This is a genomic window from Sphingobacterium sp. SGR-19, assembly GCF_011043555.1.
Taxonomy (GTDB): Bacteria; Bacteroidota; Bacteroidia; order Sphingobacteriales; family Sphingobacteriaceae; genus Sphingobacterium.
Map to the genome: position 1 here is coordinate 739,079 of NZ_JAAKGS010000002.1, position 17,670 is coordinate 756,748.

A 17,670-nucleotide genomic window follows, 5' to 3' on the forward strand; every position below is an offset into this window, starting at 1 on the left:
AGAAGTGTTAGACTAAATTTTAATAAATACCATGAGAAATAGACATTTGAAATATGGCATGTTGCTTGCCATAACGGCCTGCTTTATAGGATGCGGAAAAGGCAGCAGTCCGGATAACAAGGACGAAACGCTCCCGGAGCCGAAAGAGGAACCAAAGGAAGAGGTTCCGGGCAATTATACGAATCCGGTTTTTGAGCCGATATTAGCTGATCCGACGGTTACCCGGGATCCCAGTACTGGCATTTTTTATGCCATTGGTACGTCAGACGATTGGGGTGACGGCAAAGGCCACCGGCTGATGCCGGTACTGAAGTCAACGGATCTGGTGAACTGGACGATCGTGGGCGATGCCTTTTTGTCCAAACCAACGTGGAAAGCGGAAAGGGCTGCGGAAAGCTCGCTTTGGGCGGGAGACCTCGTCAAAGTCAATGGCATGTATCATCTTTATTATTCCTATTCCGCATGGGCAGACGCCAATCCCGCAATAGGTCTGGCCACGTCCCCCAGTCCGGCTGCGCCATTTGCGGATCAGGGTAAACTATTTTTCACCAGTGAGATCGGTGTGCCCAATTCCATCGATCCGCTATATTGGGAAGATGGAGAAAAGAAATATCTGTTTTGGGGAAGCTATAGTAATGCATCCAATCAAGGGACGTATGGCGTAGAACTGTCGGCAGACGGCAAATCGGTTCCTGACCTGAGCAAAAAGTTTAAGATCGCTGCCGGAGATTTCGAAGCGGTGGTGCTGCATAAACGGGACGGATATTACTATTTCTTTGGATCAAGAGGACATTGCTGTGACGGAGCAGCCAGTACATACCATGTCCGGATTGCCCGGTCCACGACGCTCGCCGGACCCTATCTGGACAAAAACGGAAAGGATATCCGGGAACGTGGAAATGGGACCTTATTTCTGCAAGGTAACGACGTTTATGCCGGTCCCGGTCACAATGCGCGTTTGATCGCCGATGATGAGGGTACCGACTGGTTTATATACCATGCAATAGATAAAGAAAAGGCAAAAGTTTCTAGCGGAGCCACCCGAAGGGTGCTGATGCTGGATAAGATAACTTGGACGGATGGATGGCCGGTGATTGAAGGGAGTTCACCCAGTGTGACTGAAAAACCGGCACCGGTGTTTAAGAAGAAATAAATAAATTCACAAGGATACGGTAGGCGTTGTAAGATAAATAGCAGATATGACAAAGATTTTTTATTTCATCGTATTTATTTCTTTCTGTTTTAAAGCAGATGCACAAGAATCCGATCAGCAACTATCACTGATTCCGCAGCCCTTGCACGTGGAGGAGCGCGACGGGGATTTCAAACTGGACGGGAACGTCACTGTCAAGGTGGATGAAAAGGACGAGGAATTACGGAAACTGGCAGATCTTTTCGTGCAGGGGGTATATGATCGTACCGGGCTGACGCTCAAAAGAGGCAAGCCTGATGAAAAAGGAAAATCCATCCTTTTAGAAATTGCGTCCGATACGTTGGGCGATGAAGGTTATAGACTTTCTGTTACCGATAAAGATATCGTTGTCCAAGCTTCTCAGGCTAACGGGATATTTTATGGTATCCAGACGATCTACCAACTTCTCCCCACGGAGGTGAGCGGTTCCTGGGTCTCCCTTCCGGCGGTGCGCATTATCGACCAGCCTCGTTTTGGCTGGCGAGGGTTGATGTTGGATGTGGGGAGGTATTTCTATTCGGTGGAATATGTCAAGAAATTTATCGACTACCTCTCCATGCACAAGCTGAATGTGTTCCACTGGCATCTGACCGAAGACCATGGATGGCGGATAGCGATAAAGAAATACCCTCGATTGACCGAGGTGGGCGCCTGGCGGTCGGGAACAAACTTCCAGCCGGGAAACAATATCGATCACAATCCCCACGGTGGTTTTTATACGCAGGAAGAGATCCGAGAGGTGGTCGCCTATGCTAAAGATCGCTATGTAACTGTCGTTCCTGAAATTGAGCTTCCCGGTCATTCGCTTGCAGCCTTGGCGGCTTATCCGGATCTGTCGTGCACGGGCGGTCCCTTTCAGATACCGGAAAAATGGGGGATACAGGAAGATATCTATTGTGCGGGAAAAGAAGAAGTGTTTGTTTTTCTAGAAAACGTACTCGCAGAAGTCGTGGAATTATTTCCAAGTGAAATTATTCACATTGGTGGAGACGAGGCTCCTAAGAAACGCTGGTCGGCCTGTCCACATTGTCAAAAACGCATAAAGGAAGAAGGTCTTAAGGACGAACACGAACTGCAGAGTTACTTTATAACCCGAGTGGAGAGATTCTTGAATAGCAAGGGAAGAAGAATTATTGGTTGGGACGAAATACTGGAGGGTGGACTCGCGCCTAATGCAGCGGTGATGTCGTGGCGTGGTACGAAAGGTGGGATAGCCGCAGCGAAGATGGGGCATCCGGTGGTGATGACACCGACGTCACACATGTATTTTGATTATTTTCAGGGTGAGCCCTATCTGGAGCCCTTTGCCATCTGGGGGCATGTACCACTGCGGAAAGTATATGGCTATGAACCTGTACCGGAAGAGCTTACAACCGAGGAGCAAAAGTATGTATTGGGCGTGCAGGGAAATCTGTGGAGCGAATTCATTCATTCATCAGACAAAAATGAGTATATGACCTATCCCAGAGGTGCAGCATTGGCCGAGATCGCATGGAGTAACCCAGAAAGTAAGAATTGGGAAGACTTTAAAAGACGCATGGAGGAACAATATAGACGCTATGCGGAGAAAGGGATCAACTACTCCCGCAGTGCATACCAGGTTTATTTCGAGGTTACAGACGAGGTGAACCATAACAAGTCAACCGTCAACCTGTTAACAGATAGCTATCAACCGGAAATATACTATACACTGGATGGCAGCGAACCTACAACGCAATCAAATCGGTTCGAAGGCCCGTTTGAGGTACCTGTACAAAAAACAGTTCGTGCAGCCACGTTTAAAGACGGTCAACGAATCAGTCCGGTAAGTAGCAGGGCGATCATACATTTTTAGAGAAATAGACTTTTTAAAGGATATGAAAGGATTCCAAATGGGTTTACTCTTACTGATTGGTATTCCATTATGCAGCATAGGACAAAGCAAAGAAATGGCGTTAGCAGACTTAAAATCACTTTTATATTCCGAAAAGGAATGGGTAAAGGTTCATGTAGCTGAATTTCTATTATGGGAGAATTGTTATGTGGATGAAGTGCGGACTGAGTTTTTAAAAGACGAGGAACAGTTTGGCCATGTTCCCAAGTATCGCGTAGGTATTTGGCGCGTATTGGTTCAAGCAACGACAGATGAAAAAAACAAACAATATTGGATAGATAAGATTATAGCGGCTTACCACGATAAAGAAGGCGAGGATAGACTCCATGCCATCGAGACACTTGCCAAGCTCCGGGTCGGTGTGGTTCAGGTTCTGCCCACAGGATTGGAAAGTTCCTTTCGGTTGTATTCGCTTTGGAACTATGCGTTGGGATCAGCGGAAAAAAAGCAAACCGTAAAGCATATGCTTATCCGAGATTTGGTAAGTAACAAGCTAACAGAACTGGAAATGCAGGTGACGTCCTATATCCTCCGATATATTGGTCCATTAGCAGAAAATGAATATGTTCAGGTGAAGACTTGGATGCAGACAAAGGATCTAAAAACTGCTTTACGGAGTAATCTGTTAGCGACGTTGTTGATTGCATATCCAGAAAATCAACCTGTTAACGAACAAAGCGAGTTAAAAAAGGAATTGTTTGCCATGTCTCGGGATGCCGAGGCTATTCCTCACGTGACAATGGCGTTAGCACAGAAATCGGATGACAACGACCAGCAGATTGTATCGGATATGTATGAAGCGATGCGTAACATTAAAAGCGGGAATTATAACAGCGACTTTCACGCTATGACGGCGTATATGGTATTGAAAAGGAGAGAAGATGACGAATAGAAAATATTACCCCTGGTTACTTGTTGCTTTGCTATGTATCATTGGCTGTCTCAATTATCTGGACCGGATGATGATTGTCACGATGCGCAGCAGCATTATTGAAGAGATACCGATGACAGATGCACAGTTTGGACTGCTGACTTCCGTTTTTTTATGGGTATATGGTTTTACAAGCCCTGTAGCAGGTTATATTGCCGATCGTTTTAATCGAAGCATTGTCATTATCGGTAGTTTATTCGTTTGGTCGTTGGTGACGTGGTTGACCTCCTTAGCGACTTCATTTGAGTATTTGCTAGCAGCAAGAGCATTGATGGGTATTAGCGAAGCTTTTTATATACCGGCGGCAATGGCGCTGATTATGGATTGGCATTCGGACAGGACAAAATCTACCGCAGTTGGATTGCATGTAGGTGGAGTGATGATCGGACAAAGTTTAGGCTTTATCGGTGGTTGGATTGCCGAAACACATACTTGGCATTATGCTTTTCACATTTTTGGAGTTATTGGCGTAATCTACGCGGTGTGTTTGATTTTCTTATTGAAAGACCGTAAGGAAGTACCGGTTAAAACAGATGTTGTTACGGATGAAGTAACGGAAAAAATAGATTTTAAACTGGCTATACAGAACCTATTCCGTAATCGAGCGTTTGTGGCAGTTGTCGTGATATGGGGACTGGCGGGTGCTATCAGTTGGATGATAAATGGCTGGCTGCCGACTTATTATAAAGAGCAGTTCAATCTGTCACAAACAGAAGCGGGGTTGTATTCTACAGCCTATTTCTTTCCGGTTATGCTTGTTGGTGTGATTTTAGGTGGAGCGATTGCGGATTGGTGGTCAAAAACGAATGACAGCGCCCGCATATGGTTGCCAGCTATCGGTATGCTGATTGCTGTTCCTGCTATATTTATTGCAAGTTATACGACGATCTTGTGGGCAACGGTCGCTGGTTTTTTGGTATATGCGTTGACACGCCCATTCATTGATGCGAATATGATGCCTATCTTAGGAATAATTGCCGATAAGCGGTATCTTGCTACAGGCTATGGGTTTCTAAATCTCTGCAGCTGTATCGTTGGCGGTGTAGGTATATACGTGGCAGGCGCATTACGGGATGGACAGGTTAACCTCAATATTATCTTTCAAGTAGCAGCGCTAAGTATGATTATTTGTGCGTTTCTGTTGTTCCGCTTGAAATCGAAGACCGAAGGTGATTAATTGAAATAAATAAAATAATGAGAAGAAGCAAGATTTTGCAAAAATTACGTGCTGGAGAGACAGCAAGTTGTTTTAAGATTAATCTAAAAGATACACAATCTGTAGAAATAGCGGCAATCAGTGGATTTGATTGTATATGGGTGGATTTGGAACATATTGGGCAGGATTGGTCGACTATTGCTTCCCATGTTTGGGCGACAAAAGCGCATGATACAGACTTGATGGTAAGAGTCCCTAGAGGGGCTTACAGCGATTATATTAAACCGTTGGAATTGGATGCTACGGGTATCATGGTTCCCCATGTTATGGGCGTGGAAGACGCGAAAAAAGTAATCCATACGGTACGGTTTCATCCGCAAGGAAAGCGACCTATTGATGGTGGAAACGCAGATGGTGCGTATACGGCGATGGATTTCAATACCTATCTGGAAACGGCGAATCGAGAGCGTTTTGTTGTGTTGCAGATCGAAGATCCCGAGCCTTTGGCTGAATTGGAAGAAATTGCGCAACTCGAAGGTTTTGATATGCTTTTTTTCGGGCCTGGTGATTTCAGTCAAGGCATAGGTGCACCTGGACAATGGGATCATCCGTTGTTGATAGAAACACGCAAGCGTGTGGCGAAGGTAGCACGAAAAAATGGAAAATTTGCAGGAACGGTAGGTTCGCCCGCGAATTTGCAGGAGCTTTTGGATATGGGATATGATTTTGTCAGTGTAGGTGCCGATGTAGTTGGATTAACCAACTATTGCCGAGATATAATGGGAGCATTTGGTGGATCTAAAGGGGATAAAGGTAAGTCTTATTTAGAGCAATAATGAAGAAAAGAATATTAGGACGAACGGGGTTGTCGGTTTCGGAAATTGCTTTTGGTGGTGTGGAAATAGGCATGCCCTATGGTTTAGGAGCACACGAGATGCCGGAGGAGGCATCTGCTATCCGACTTTTGCAGAAGGCTGTGGAATTAGGTATCAATTTCTTTGACACAGCAAGACATTATGGTGAAAGTGAACGACTGATGGGGTTGGCATTTGAAGGTATTCGTGATCAAGTTGTTTTGGCGACTAAATGTGTGCATTTTAAAAATGAAGAAGGGAATATTCCTTCCTATGGGGAACTCAAGACTATTGTTCATGAATCGTTGGAAGTTAGTTTGAAGAATTTGAAAACGGACTACGTGGATTTGTTCATGGTGCATTATGCGGATATGGATATCCTTCAAAATGACGATGTGATTCGTGTATTTTCAGAAATACGGCAAGAAGGTCATGTTAAAAATATCGGAGTTTCGGTTTACAAAGTAGAAGAGACAGCTAAAGCCATACAGTCAGGTATTTGGGATACTATCCAGCTACCGTTTAACCTCATGGATCAGTCGCACGGCGATTGTTTTCAAGATGCTAGCGAGAAAGGCGTAGGTATTATTGTTCGCTCTGTGTTGATGCGTGGTATGCTGACAGAACGTAAGTTTAAGATGCATGAAGCACTGAAAGAGGTAGAGAATTATCTAGAAGCTTATCGTACTATTGCGGAAACACATTTTCGCAATTTTCCGGAATATGCTACCAAGTTCGCTTTAAAACACCCGCAAGTATCTAGTGTATTAGTCGGGATTGATAAAGAGGAGTATTTGCAAGCTAGTATCCGTAATCTTGAAGGGGATGAACTTTCAACCGAAATTTTTGTACAATCAAAGCATATGCAATATCCCGATCCTTCATTTTTAAATCTTGCCGAATGGGATAGAAAGGGTTGGTTATGATAAAGTTGGGGATAATGGGTATGAGTGAGGGGAATGCCCATCCTTATTCATGGTCCTCCATTATCAATGGACAGTTTGATGGGGATGAAATTAGTAGGATAGGGTATCCGGCGGTCGCCTCCTATTTAGAGGCAAATAAAGATACATTAGGTATTTCTGATGTGATGGTCACGCATGTGTGGTGTCAGGAAAGGAAGATTTCGGAAAGTATAGCGCATTCATCCGGCATTACATATGTTGTCGATAATATAATGGATATGATAGGGGAGGTGGATGCGGTTATTTTAGGACGTGACGATCCGGAAAATCATGTAGCCATGGCAACGCCGTTTGTGGAAGCAGGCGTTCCGATTTTTATAGACAAACCATTGGCTTATTCAAAGGATGATTTGGATTGGTTTGCTGCACAAGTGGAACAAGGGAACTTTATCATGTCTTGTTCATCTATGCGCTATGCAAATGAATGTCGTATTGCAAAACAGGAATTGCGAGCGTTGGGTAAAATCGAACTCGTAACGGCTGTAGGAAAGAAGGACTGGAAGAAGTATGGCATTCATATGTTGGAAGCTGTTTTTAGTGTGCTGGACGATCCGCGTCCCATCAGTGTACAACATATCGGCAAACCAGATAAAGAAATTGTACATGTCCGGTTGGAAGATGAAACGGATGTGATGTTACATCTGTATCAACATATTTCCGGAACTTTTCAAGTGACATTTTTCGGGCAACAGGGATGGAAGTTAGTGGATATTCGCAATTCCTATTCCATGTTTCGGGACAATATAATCGAGTTTGTGCGTTCGGTTCAGGAGGGAAAACCTCGGTTGGATTTTAAAAAGACACAGCAATTGATGACGGTACTGATTTGCGCGAAGGAGAGCTACGACCAAGGAGGAAGAGTTGTTTTATTATAATGTAAAGTGATTGTGCACCAGCGGAGTGGCGGGATAAACTATTTTATTGTAAAAAGATGAACGTAAAAGAACTATTTAGCTTAAAGGACAAGGTTATTGTGGTTACCGGTGGATCGGGCAACTATGGGAAGTGCATTGTCGAAGGTCTCGCGGAAGCGGACGCTACCGTTATTACCACCTCCCGTAATTTGCAGCGGGCAGAGGCTACGGCGGCAGGGTTCAGAGAGCGTGGCTTGGAGGTTCATGCTGTAGCAGTGGATCAGGACGATTACGAATCGATGTTGGCATTAAAGAGCACTATTTTGGTGCGTTACGGCAGATTGGATGGTTTCGTTAACAATGCGGTTTCCCGCCCTGTTAACGGATACTATGCACCTATCGAACAGTTTGAAGCGTCTATGCGCTCTAATGCAACGGGTATGTTTTTTTTGCTACGTGAATTAAGCGATTTGATTATGCAATCAGGCGGAGGAAGTGTGGTAAGTATCGCATCCATGATGGGGATGAAGGGACCCGACTTGAGCAATTATGAAGGAACAGTGGGCATGGGGGACCTGCCTGCCGACTACTTCTTTCACAATGCTGGATTGATTAACCTATCGCGTTATATGACCAAAATGTTGGCGGGTAAAAATATACGGTTTAATTGTATTAGTCCGGGTGGATTATTCAATGACCAGCCGGAACAGTTTGTGACGAACTATTGTAAAAAAGTGCCGTTAGGGAGAATGGCCAATGCCGATGATATTAAAGGATTGGCTGTCTTATTGATGTCAAAGGCTGGCGAATATATCAACGGTGAAAATATACTGTTGGATGGTGGTTTGAATGCTTAAGCAATCATCGGCTCCGCTTCCAACGCCTTCCTATATTCTTTTGGCGTCATATCTTTAAGCCTTTTAAACTGCCGGTTGAAATTCGCTAAGTTGTTGAAACCACATTCATAGGCTACCGATATAATCGTTTTATCCCGATCCGCCAAAAGCTTGCACACATGACCAATACGTATCGCGTTCAGGTATTCTACAAAGGTCATCCTAAAGTGTTCTTTGAAGAAATTGCAGAAGGTTGTAGTCGCCATATTGGCTTGGTCAGCGACTTCTTTGAGGGTGATATCCCGATGGAAGTTACGTAGGATATATTCCGTTATTTTACTGAACCTATCGGAATACATATCTCTGGTGTTTTCCATGTAGGACGGACTGGCAAGAGGTTCATATTCCGAACTATTGGCAAGAATATCAAATATTTCGAAAAGAGAAGAAAGTCGTTTCAATCCATTTTGAAGAGGCATGTCATTCATAATTTTTGTAATCCGATAACGCGTGTGTCCTAAGATAACCAGTCCTCTGTTGGAAAGATTAAGTATTTTTTTTAAAGATTCTGCCTCCGGTAGGTTGAAAAAGTTTTCGCCTAGGAAATCTTCCAGAAAGTGTACGACTACAGCATCAGCAGTTTCCGTATTTTCTTTTTCGAAATATTTCTGATCGTTTACCCATACATGTGGAAGAGAAGGTCCCATGAGTACTAGATCCCCTTCTAAGAATGTACCGATATGATCGCCAACCATACGACGGCCACTACTTTTGTTAACCAGGACAAACTCATATTCCGGATGATAATGCCAAGGACAAGGAAAGTACAGACCTTGCTCCTTGAATACGATGAATGATTTGTCAAACTCTTTTGGTAATCTATATTCTACGGCTTTCATAATGTTTGTTTATGTGGTGTGTGATACTAATTTACATCTTTTGCGCCGATAAAACAACAATCAAAAGTTGCTTTTGAAAAATAAGATCATACATATAAAAAAATCTATCATAATTCATTCGGCGGTGCATCATTTTAAAATGTTCAGATTGTACGAAACCATAAAATTTTGGTATTTTTGTATATGATTTCAAAATGGACACCCTTTTTGGTTATAGTGACTGTGGTCATGTTGGGGGTTTTATGCTGCACCGAGGTATCTGCCCAATGTGCTATGTGTTCCTTAAACGCGGAAAACAGTGCAGCTAACGGTAACACACAAGGCAAAGGTCTGAATGACGGCATCCTCTTCTTATTGGCTATTCCCTATTTGATTGCGATAGGAATCGGTATATTATGGTATAAAAAATATCGTAAAAACAATTCGAAAAAAGTTTCACCGTTCGGAGAACAAATCTAATTACATGGCGACATCTAGGTTTACAGCGATGGTGCAATCTAAATGCCCGAAGTGTAGGATTGGGAAGGTATTTGAGGGTCCCGTATATGGCTTTAAAAAGCAGAAGATGCCTGAACATTGCCCCCATTGCGGATTAAAGTTTGAGGTAGAACCAGGTTACTTTTATGCCGCTATGTACGTGAGCTATGCTTTTTCTGTTGGAGAGGTGGTTACGTTGGGTTTAGCAACTGCTATGTTGACGAAAAGTGAATCGCCTTGGGTATATGTTTCTGTTCTTTTTGCGGCCATATTGATCTTTGCACCTTTTAACCTTCGATATTCTCGCTTGGTGTTATTGCATTACCTTTCGCCCAAAATCGTATACAACCCATTTTACCAAGAGGCATTAGATAAAGGAATGGATTAACTCTTGTTAATCCGTTACTCCAACGACAGATATTGCATTTTGCTTTCAAAAATAAAAGCTTTCTCCGCGTGATGAGCAATCAGGTACGCTTGCAATTCGGCCACTACATCCTCTTGAAACTTGACGATCGCGATGTCATCTGTAGCGAGAAGCTGTATACAATATGTATTGCCTTCATGTGGAGAATCCAACATTTTCAAAAACTTTATTTCGTAAGAACTTGTGCGCAAGTAAGACTTAAGCCAATCGACCACCTGTTCATGGCTACTGTCCTCAACAATAATGGAAATGTTATATAGAATCATGCACAAAGATACAAGATTGGAATTGGAAGTTATACGTTAGGAATTGGAAAAGATCACGCATAAGAGATGTAAAAATAAGGTTGCAGATGTCATATTTCATAAAAAAATAACAATATTTGAAACCGGAATAGGATTGGAATATGTTTAGATTTTTGCTTTGGACATTTGTAGTGTGTTTGTTTGTCGTCTCAGTTTCGTGTGGAAGTAAGCAAAATACGGACAAATTAATCCCTATTGAAGATTTTTTCGTAAAACCAGAAAAGAGTAACTTCAAAATATCCCCAGATGGTCGTCGGATTGCTTATCTGGGAGTAGATGACCACTGTCGAAATATCTTTGTTTTGGATTTACAGGAGAAGAGCAAATCAAAACAACTTACGTATCAGTCGGATATGAATGTTCAGTATTTCTTCTGGGCTTCCGATTCTTTAATAGTATATTCCAATAGCCATTCACCACAAGACAGTCTGCGCATTTATAGCATTTTTGTCGATTCTGAAAGAACTACACCATTATTGCCAGTTAAGAACGCACGATTACGTTGGTTGGCGCCACATACACTTCATGATAATTATTTGCTTGCCACCTTGAACAACCGTGATTCAACTGTATTTGATTTGTATAAAATTTTTGTAGATGGCTCTGCTCCACAATTGCTAATACGTAATCCTGGCAATATCTCTAAATGGTTTGCTTCGCCAGACGGAAAAGTGAGATTGGCGATGACTAATGACAGCGTGCAAGAAAGCATCTTGTATAGAACCGATGAAAATATGCCTTTTCAGCAGATCGCCCATACAGATTATCAAACATCGATAAGACCTTTAGGATTTGTTAAGGATTCCCATACCCATATTTATGCCTTGTCTAACGAAAATAGGGATAGATTGTCGCTAGTAGAGTACAATGTTTCTACCGGAGAAGAAGAACGGTTAATATTTGAACACTCCGAGGTAGACCTTCAACCGGTCGGATATTCCGACCATTTGCAGGAGCTCATTTTTAGCCAGTATACTATTAATAAGGTAAAACAACATTTCTTTCATCAAACCTTTCAGCGACATTTCGACAAACTGTCTGCTAAATTTGGTAACCAATCCATTGATATTTTGGACACTGACACAAGCATGCGTCATTGGATTGTTAAAGTTTATACCGATGTACATGCAGGCGGGATCTATCATTATAATGTATTAGCCGATACAGCTATATTGCTGGAGGAAATGAATCCCAAATTATCAAGGGCAAACTTGTCTCCAAAAGAACCGGTTAGCTTTCAAAGTCGAGATGGTTTAACATTGCATGGCTATCTTACCTATCCATTGACCGGGAAACGGGAAACGTTGCCGGTGGTGGTGTTGGTACATGATGGGCCAAACCGTCGCGAAACAAGTGACTTTGATGCCGAAGTACAATTTTTAGCGAATAGAGGTTATCTGGTTTTCCAATTAAACTATCGAGGGTCGTCCGGTTATGGAAAAAAGTTTTGGGCCGCGGGTTTCAAAGAATGGGGAGGAAAGATACAAGCTGATATGATTGACGGCGTTACCTGGTTGATACATCAGGGAATCGTTGACAAAAATAGGGTAGCCATCATGGGAAGTGGTTTTGGAGGCTATTCGGCTCTACATGCGGCTACCTATAACTCGTCCTTCTACAAGTGTGCTATCTCCATGTCGGGATACACGAATCTCTTTACATATTTTAGAGAGATACCACCTCACCATCAACAGTATGTTCGTTTATTTTACAATATCATAGGTAATCCGAGTAAGGAATATGAGCTGTTTAAAGCAATATCTCCTGTTTTTCATGCCGATAAAGTAAAGATTCCGGTGCTTTTTGCACAAGGCGGAAAAGATAGATTTAGTTCGCTGACGGATGCAAACCAATTTGTACAAAAATTGAAAAACAATAACGTGCCGATTAAGTATATATATAGAGAAGAGGAGGGGCGACGATTTAGAAACGAAGAGAATATTATAAACTATTATCAAGAAGTAGAGGCCTTTTTGAAGCAGTATCTATAAGCAGCATGGCGTATAACCAGCTTAAATACCGGAAAAATTTTGGGTTGCTGATTTCTTTTGTAATATTGGTGACGGTGTTATTTGGTGTCGCTATGTTCGCAGCACGATCCATGATAGCTAATTTCATCGAGACCGAATTCAATAACAGGAAGGTAGAGGTTTTCGATAGATCGGTACAACCTTTTCACGAGTTTTTTAATGACAAGATTCCGGAAATATCATATTATCAAGGGTATCTAGATTCTGTAAAAGCTGCGTCCTACGTCAACGACCTCATCCGAAAATATGCTTTTGTTGACCGTGTTCTTTTTTATGATATCACGATCACAAACTCTGACTCGATAGATACCGGAATTAAGTATAACCACCTGCTACTTTATCCCAAGAGTATTACTTCTTTCCATTTGGACAAGGATAATCGACTGATCGCTCAACGCCCAGCGGATACGCACACTCGTGCATATATAGACGATTTTAACACCATGGTGCTGAAGTTCGTCGGTTTCTTGGATCGGGTAAACGAATCGACCAGTATGTCAGACGATGAAATATATCGGGTTTTTTATACGTTAAATCCGGGGAAGGTAACTTACATGAATATCCCGCGTATTTCCGATCTGTTGGTTTATAAACGTATGATGTCTGCTCCGGATACCACCGTTGTTGCGTATGATCAAGATTTGTTCATGTTTTTAATTGACCCTAGCAAGATTCAAATTAAAAATGTCGCTTTAAATTTATATGAAAAAATAGAGATATTACCCATTGTATCCGGTAGCGTGAGCGATCAGCGTTTTTACTTGCAAACGGAACTACCTCTTCCTGGCGCCTTGTCCGATTATAAATTGCAGTATACAAGTTCCGAGGCATTTATCAATAAAGAAATTAACAGAAGGTTCTTTCCGGTAAGCTTGGGTATATCTGGCGTATATCTCATATTGATTTTGATTGCTTATTTGATTTATCGGAATGTTACTATCAATAGTAGACTGTTCCAACTTCAATATGACTTTATCAACAATCTGACCCATGAATTTAAGACGCCTGTCAGTGTTATCAAGATTGCTGGAAACAATATTCAGAGTAGTGAAAAACTATCGGCAGAGGAACAGCGTATGTATGGACAGATTTTGGATCAAGAAGCAGATAAACTGAACAGTTTGATGAATAAATTATTGTCATTTGCGCAGATTGAAAACAAATCTATTAAGCCCAATAAAGAAGAGGTAGAAGCCGAAGAGTTTTGCGAGCCGATTTTTGCAGCTGTTAAATTAAAATATCCTGATTTAAACTTTTCCTATACGATCGATGTCCAAAACAATATGATGGTCGATACAACGCTTTTATTGAGCGTGTTTCAAAATCTAATTGACAATGCCTACAAATATTCGGAGCCGCAACGGAAGTTCCTACATATTGATGTGCAACAAAACAAGAAAAATTTTGTTATAAAATTTAAAGATAAAGGAATAGGCATAAATAAGAAGGAATTTAATAGTATTTTTAAAAAATTTTATAGAGTAAAGAACCAATTCAACCAACAAGGAAGTATTGGTCTGGGTTTAGCGTTCTGTAAGGAAATTGTAGATTTCATGGGTGGAGAAATTAAAGTGGATAGCATGCCAGGACAAGGCACCACTTTTACTTTGTTTCTGCCTCTAGGACCGAAAAGAACTAAATAATATTATGAGTAAAGATATCACTATTGCTGTAATAGAAGACGACGAAAACTTACGTTTTTTGGTAACACATCGTTTGCAAACAGAAGGATATAAAGTTATTCAAGCTGCCAATGGTTTGGAGGCTGAGCAACAAATACTACAAGAGAAGCCCGATGTCGTTCTTTTAGATTGGATGCTTCCTGGAAAAGAAGGTATTGATGTATGTGAATCCGTACGCAAATCTGGTTTTGAGAATATCATTATTATGATGACAGCGAAGTCACAGGATGTAGACAAAATTGATGCTTACAGCTATGGTGTGACAGACTATATTACGAAACCCTTCAACATGGATGTATTGGTTGCCATGATCGAAAACAAAGTACGATTCTTTCTGCCAAAAAACAGTGATGTGTACACTTTTGGCAAAACGGAACATCATCCGACTATACATTCCTTGGTAAGAGACGGACGAAAAATTGAATTGACGATTTTGGAAAATCGGATATTGCTTTACTTTCTTCAAAACGTAGGTAAGGAGATCACACGGGAGGAGCTTATGGAAGTTGTTTGGGGCTATAGTTCCAATGTGAATACACGGACGTTAGATATGCACGTGGTACGTCTTCGAAAGAAAATCGAAACTAATCCCGATAAACCGCATTATTTGCAGACTGTCCGCGGTTTAGGGTATAGGTTTGTTGATACGGACGAAGAAGAATAACAAAAGAAATTTGCTTTTTTAGAAGTTGCTTGCTATCTTAGCAGACAATGAGCAAGACCATGTTGTCCTGACAAAGGGCGGTATGGTCTTGTCTTTTTTTAATTTTTTTTTGGAAATAAATAAAAGTAAAAATATGGCAGAAGTAACTTATTACACACAAGAGGGATTAGATAAGCTGAAGCAGGAGTTACAGTATCTAAAGACAGAAGGCCGGGCGAATATCGCCAAAGCGATAGCAGAGGCAAGGGATAAGGGAGATTTATCCGAAAATGCGGAATATGATGCCGCAAAAGAAGCACAAGGTTTGCATGAAGCAAAGATTGCCAAGTTGGAAGGCGTCTTAGCCAGTGCACGTCTAATCGACGAATCTAATTTAGATACGTCGAAAGTATTGGCTTTATCTTACGTGAAGATTAAGAACAAAAAAAACAATGCTGTAATGACGTATCAGCTGGTTTCGGAGACGGAAGCCGACATGAAGGCGGGGAAGATTTCTGTCAAGTCGCCAATTGCGCAGGGGCTTCTTGGTAAATCTGTAGGAGAGATTGCTCAAGTAGAAGTGCCGGCGGGTGTCATGGAGTTTGAAATCTTGGAAATATCAAGGTAATAAGATGAACGGTTATGTGCGGTTTCTGCCATAACCGCACATCGTTTAAGAATATAGTTTGAAACGGTTGCCAAAATACAGCAACCGTTTTTTCTTAGAAATATAGCTTTAAATAGGCAAAACAAGCCCTGACTTTTTTTCATCGCTATTGATGTACGTATTTCGTAAGGGTTTTTTTATATTTGTTTGTTTTTCTTTAAAAGAGATAAAAGATGTCAACAATTTTTTCAAAGATAGTGTCAGGTGAGATTCCAGCTTATAAGGTAGCAGAAAGTATTGATTATTTAGCTTTTTTGGACATTAGTCCGTTGACGAGAGGCCACGTATTGGTTATTCCTAAAAAGGAGACAGACTATATCTTTGATATTAATGACGACGAATATATGGGAATGTGGGTATTTGCGAAGATTGTAGCCCAAGGTATAAAAAAAGTATTTCCTTGTCGTAAGGTAGGAATTGCTGTCGTCGGTTTAGAGGTGGCACACGCTCATATTCATTTAATCCCTCTAAATGAGGTCGACGACATGAACTTTGCCCGCCCTAAATTGAGTCTGCCAAGTGATGAAATGACGAAAATGGCGGAAGATATTAGAGAGGCCATTTCGGAAGTTACGAATTCGTGATTAATAATATCTAATTGAGAAACGAAAAATTTTAGAACAGCTTTTGCTGGTATACTAAATAGAAATTATGCAAGATTTTTGGCTGTCCTTTCAGCAATTGATGGATCCTGAATATTTATTAAGCTATGGTGGGTTCTATATCGTAGTGCTGATTGTCTTCGCTGAAACAGGCCTTTTCTTTGGCTTCTTTTTGCCAGGAGATTATTTGCTGTTTCTGGCGGGCTTATTTTGCGCGTTGGGAAAAATTGATGTTGACATAACAACCATGTATTTCGGTATTCTCGGGGCTGGAATTTTAGGAAATTTTACGGGTTATTGGTTTGGTTATCGAACGGGCCCCGTCCTCTTCAAACGAAAAGATTCTCTTCTTTTCAAACGTAAGTACGTGATCATGGCGGAAGAATTTTACCAAAAGTACGGGGGAACTGCGCTTGTTATAGGTCGCTTTGTGCCAATCGTTCGTACGTTTGCTCCTATATTCGCGGGTATCGTGAAGCTAAATTTTCGAAAATTTGTTTTCTACAATGTTACAGGCGCTCTTTTATGGGTGAGCTTACTAACATTGACCGGGTATTTTCTAGGGGTGAAGTTTCCTGCAATTATCAATTATGTCGAGTATATCATCGTTGGATTGATCGCCATCGCATTTTTACCTATTGTCATTGCGTTGCTTAAGCGATGGCTGAAGAACAGAAAGAAACAAACAAATAAAACAAACAGTAATAACAGTAACGTTAATTAATTAATGAACAAACAACATCCTTGGCATCAGATAGCTCCTGGGAGCGACGTGCCAAATTCGGTTAATGCCATCATTGAAATTACAAATGGCTCAAAAGGAAAGTATGAATTGGACAAAGAAACCGGCCTTCTTTTATTGGATCGTGTTTTAAGTTCATCTGTTGTATATCCTGCCAATTACGGTTTTATTCCACAAACCTATTGTGACGACAAGGATCCGTTGGATATATTGGTTATCTGTTCGGTAGATATCTTGCCTATGACATTAGTTGAGGCTAAAGTAATCGGGGTAATGAATATGGTCGACGGCGGAGAACAGGATGATAAGATTATTGCTGTAGCTAAACACGATCCTAAATATAGCTATCTGAATGACATGGAAGATTTAGCACCGCATATCATGAAGGAAATTGTTCAGTTTTTTGAAAGCTATAAGGCACTTGAGAAGAAGAAAGTGAGTGTAGATGGTATTCACGGACGTGAACGTGCACAAGAAATTTTATTGGAAAGTATCGAACTTTATAAAAAAGAATTCGGTAACAAATAATCTATAG

General features: G+C 41.4%; 19 protein-coding genes. 17 read left to right on the forward strand and 2 right to left on the reverse strand.

The genetic code is table 11. From position 1 onward, the window contains the following. The first annotated feature begins 31 nt into the window (after positions 1-31). The 8 genes from G5B43_RS06790 to G5B43_RS06825 are packed head-to-tail and all read left to right on the forward strand — an operon-like array spanning position 32 to position 8,682. Entirely contained in the window at positions 32-1,153 is a 1,122-nt protein-coding gene (locus G5B43_RS06790; RefSeq protein WP_240904775.1) for a family 43 glycosylhydrolase, read from the forward strand. A gap of 46 nt (positions 1,154-1,199) precedes the next feature. Further along, positions 1,200-3,026 (forward strand): beta-N-acetylhexosaminidase, encoded by a 1,827-nt coding sequence (locus tag G5B43_RS06795; RefSeq protein WP_165293941.1) that lies wholly within the window; start codon positions 1,200-1,202, stop codon positions 3,024-3,026. A gap of 22 nt (positions 3,027-3,048) precedes the next feature. Next, entirely contained in the window at positions 3,049-3,957 is a 909-nt protein-coding gene (locus G5B43_RS06800; protein ID WP_165293942.1) for a hypothetical protein, read from the forward strand. Further along, positions 3,947-5,173, forward strand: coding sequence for an MFS transporter (locus G5B43_RS06805; RefSeq protein ID WP_165293943.1), 1,227 nt, complete (start codon positions 3,947-3,949; stop codon positions 5,171-5,173). Before G5B43_RS06800 ends, G5B43_RS06805 begins: the two co-directional genes overlap by 11 nt. 17 nt (positions 5,174-5,190) lie before the next feature. Next, positions 5,191-5,988: an HpcH/HpaI aldolase family protein gene (locus G5B43_RS06810; protein ID WP_165293944.1), complete on the forward strand. Its 798-nt coding sequence runs from the start codon at positions 5,191-5,193 to the stop codon at positions 5,986-5,988. Then, positions 5,988-6,932, forward strand: a complete 945-nt coding sequence (locus G5B43_RS06815; protein WP_165293945.1) for an aldo/keto reductase — start codon at positions 5,988-5,990, stop codon at positions 6,930-6,932. The genes G5B43_RS06810 and G5B43_RS06815 overlap by 1 nt, the downstream gene beginning before the upstream one ends. Further along, positions 6,929-7,846, forward strand: coding sequence for a Gfo/Idh/MocA family oxidoreductase (locus tag G5B43_RS06820; protein ID WP_165293946.1), 918 nt, complete (start codon positions 6,929-6,931; stop codon positions 7,844-7,846). The genes G5B43_RS06815 and G5B43_RS06820 overlap by 4 nt, the downstream gene beginning before the upstream one ends. A 56-nt stretch (positions 7,847-7,902) precedes the next feature. After that, a complete protein-coding gene (locus G5B43_RS06825; RefSeq protein WP_165293947.1) occupies positions 7,903-8,682 on the forward strand; it encodes an SDR family oxidoreductase in 780 nt (259 codons plus the stop codon). Here the strand turns inward: G5B43_RS06825 and G5B43_RS06830 are convergent. Beyond that, entirely contained in the window at positions 8,679-9,560 is an 882-nt protein-coding gene (locus G5B43_RS06830; RefSeq protein ID WP_165293948.1) for an AraC family transcriptional regulator, read from the reverse strand. The genes G5B43_RS06825 and G5B43_RS06830 overlap by 4 nt on opposite strands. A 183-nt stretch (positions 9,561-9,743) precedes the next feature. Here G5B43_RS06830 and G5B43_RS06835 point away from each other — a divergent pair, with 183 nt between their 5' ends. After that, positions 9,744-10,019, forward strand: a complete 276-nt coding sequence (locus G5B43_RS06835) for a hypothetical protein (RefSeq protein ID WP_240904776.1) — start codon at positions 9,744-9,746, stop codon at positions 10,017-10,019. 4 nt (positions 10,020-10,023) lie between these two features. Beyond that, a complete protein-coding gene (locus G5B43_RS06840) occupies positions 10,024-10,425 on the forward strand; it encodes a DUF983 domain-containing protein (protein WP_165293949.1) in 402 nt (133 codons plus the stop codon). Positions 10,426-10,439: 14 nt separating this feature from the next. On the opposite strand, the gene G5B43_RS06845 is transcribed toward G5B43_RS06840, so the two are convergent. After that, positions 10,440-10,730, reverse strand: coding sequence for a DUF4286 family protein (locus G5B43_RS06845; RefSeq protein WP_165293950.1), 291 nt, complete (start codon positions 10,728-10,730; stop codon positions 10,440-10,442). Positions 10,731-10,870: 140 nt separating this feature from the next. Here G5B43_RS06845 and G5B43_RS06850 point away from each other — a divergent pair, with 140 nt between their 5' ends. The 7 genes from G5B43_RS06850 to G5B43_RS06880 all read left to right on the forward strand — a co-directional run bounded on the left by G5B43_RS06850 (position 10,871) and on the right by G5B43_RS06880 (position 17,663). Further along, positions 10,871-12,760: a S9 family peptidase gene (locus tag G5B43_RS06850; RefSeq protein ID WP_165293951.1), complete on the forward strand. Its 1,890-nt coding sequence runs from the start codon at positions 10,871-10,873 to the stop codon at positions 12,758-12,760. 5 nt (positions 12,761-12,765) lie between these two features. Beyond that, a complete protein-coding gene (locus G5B43_RS06855; protein ID WP_165293952.1) occupies positions 12,766-14,442 on the forward strand; it encodes a sensor histidine kinase in 1,677 nt (558 codons plus the stop codon). Between the two features lie 4 nt (positions 14,443-14,446). Continuing rightward, positions 14,447-15,145, forward strand: coding sequence for a response regulator transcription factor (locus tag G5B43_RS06860; protein ID WP_165293953.1), 699 nt, complete (start codon positions 14,447-14,449; stop codon positions 15,143-15,145). A gap of 133 nt (positions 15,146-15,278) precedes the next feature. Continuing rightward, positions 15,279-15,752 (forward strand): transcription elongation factor GreA, encoded by a 474-nt coding sequence (gene greA, locus G5B43_RS06865; protein WP_165293954.1) that lies wholly within the window; start codon positions 15,279-15,281, stop codon positions 15,750-15,752. A 212-nt stretch (positions 15,753-15,964) separates the two neighbouring features. Beyond that, positions 15,965-16,375: an HIT family protein gene (locus tag G5B43_RS06870; protein WP_165293955.1), complete on the forward strand. Its 411-nt coding sequence runs from the start codon at positions 15,965-15,967 to the stop codon at positions 16,373-16,375. Positions 16,376-16,442: 67 nt separating this feature from the next. Beyond that, a complete protein-coding gene (locus tag G5B43_RS06875; protein ID WP_165293956.1) occupies positions 16,443-17,117 on the forward strand; it encodes a DedA family protein in 675 nt (224 codons plus the stop codon). A gap of 3 nt (positions 17,118-17,120) precedes the next feature. After that, the gene (locus G5B43_RS06880; protein WP_165293957.1) at positions 17,121-17,663 is read left to right on the forward strand and encodes an inorganic diphosphatase; all 543 of its coding nucleotides are present in this window, start codon (positions 17,121-17,123) and stop codon (positions 17,661-17,663) included. Positions 17,664-17,670: the final 7 nt, after the last annotated feature.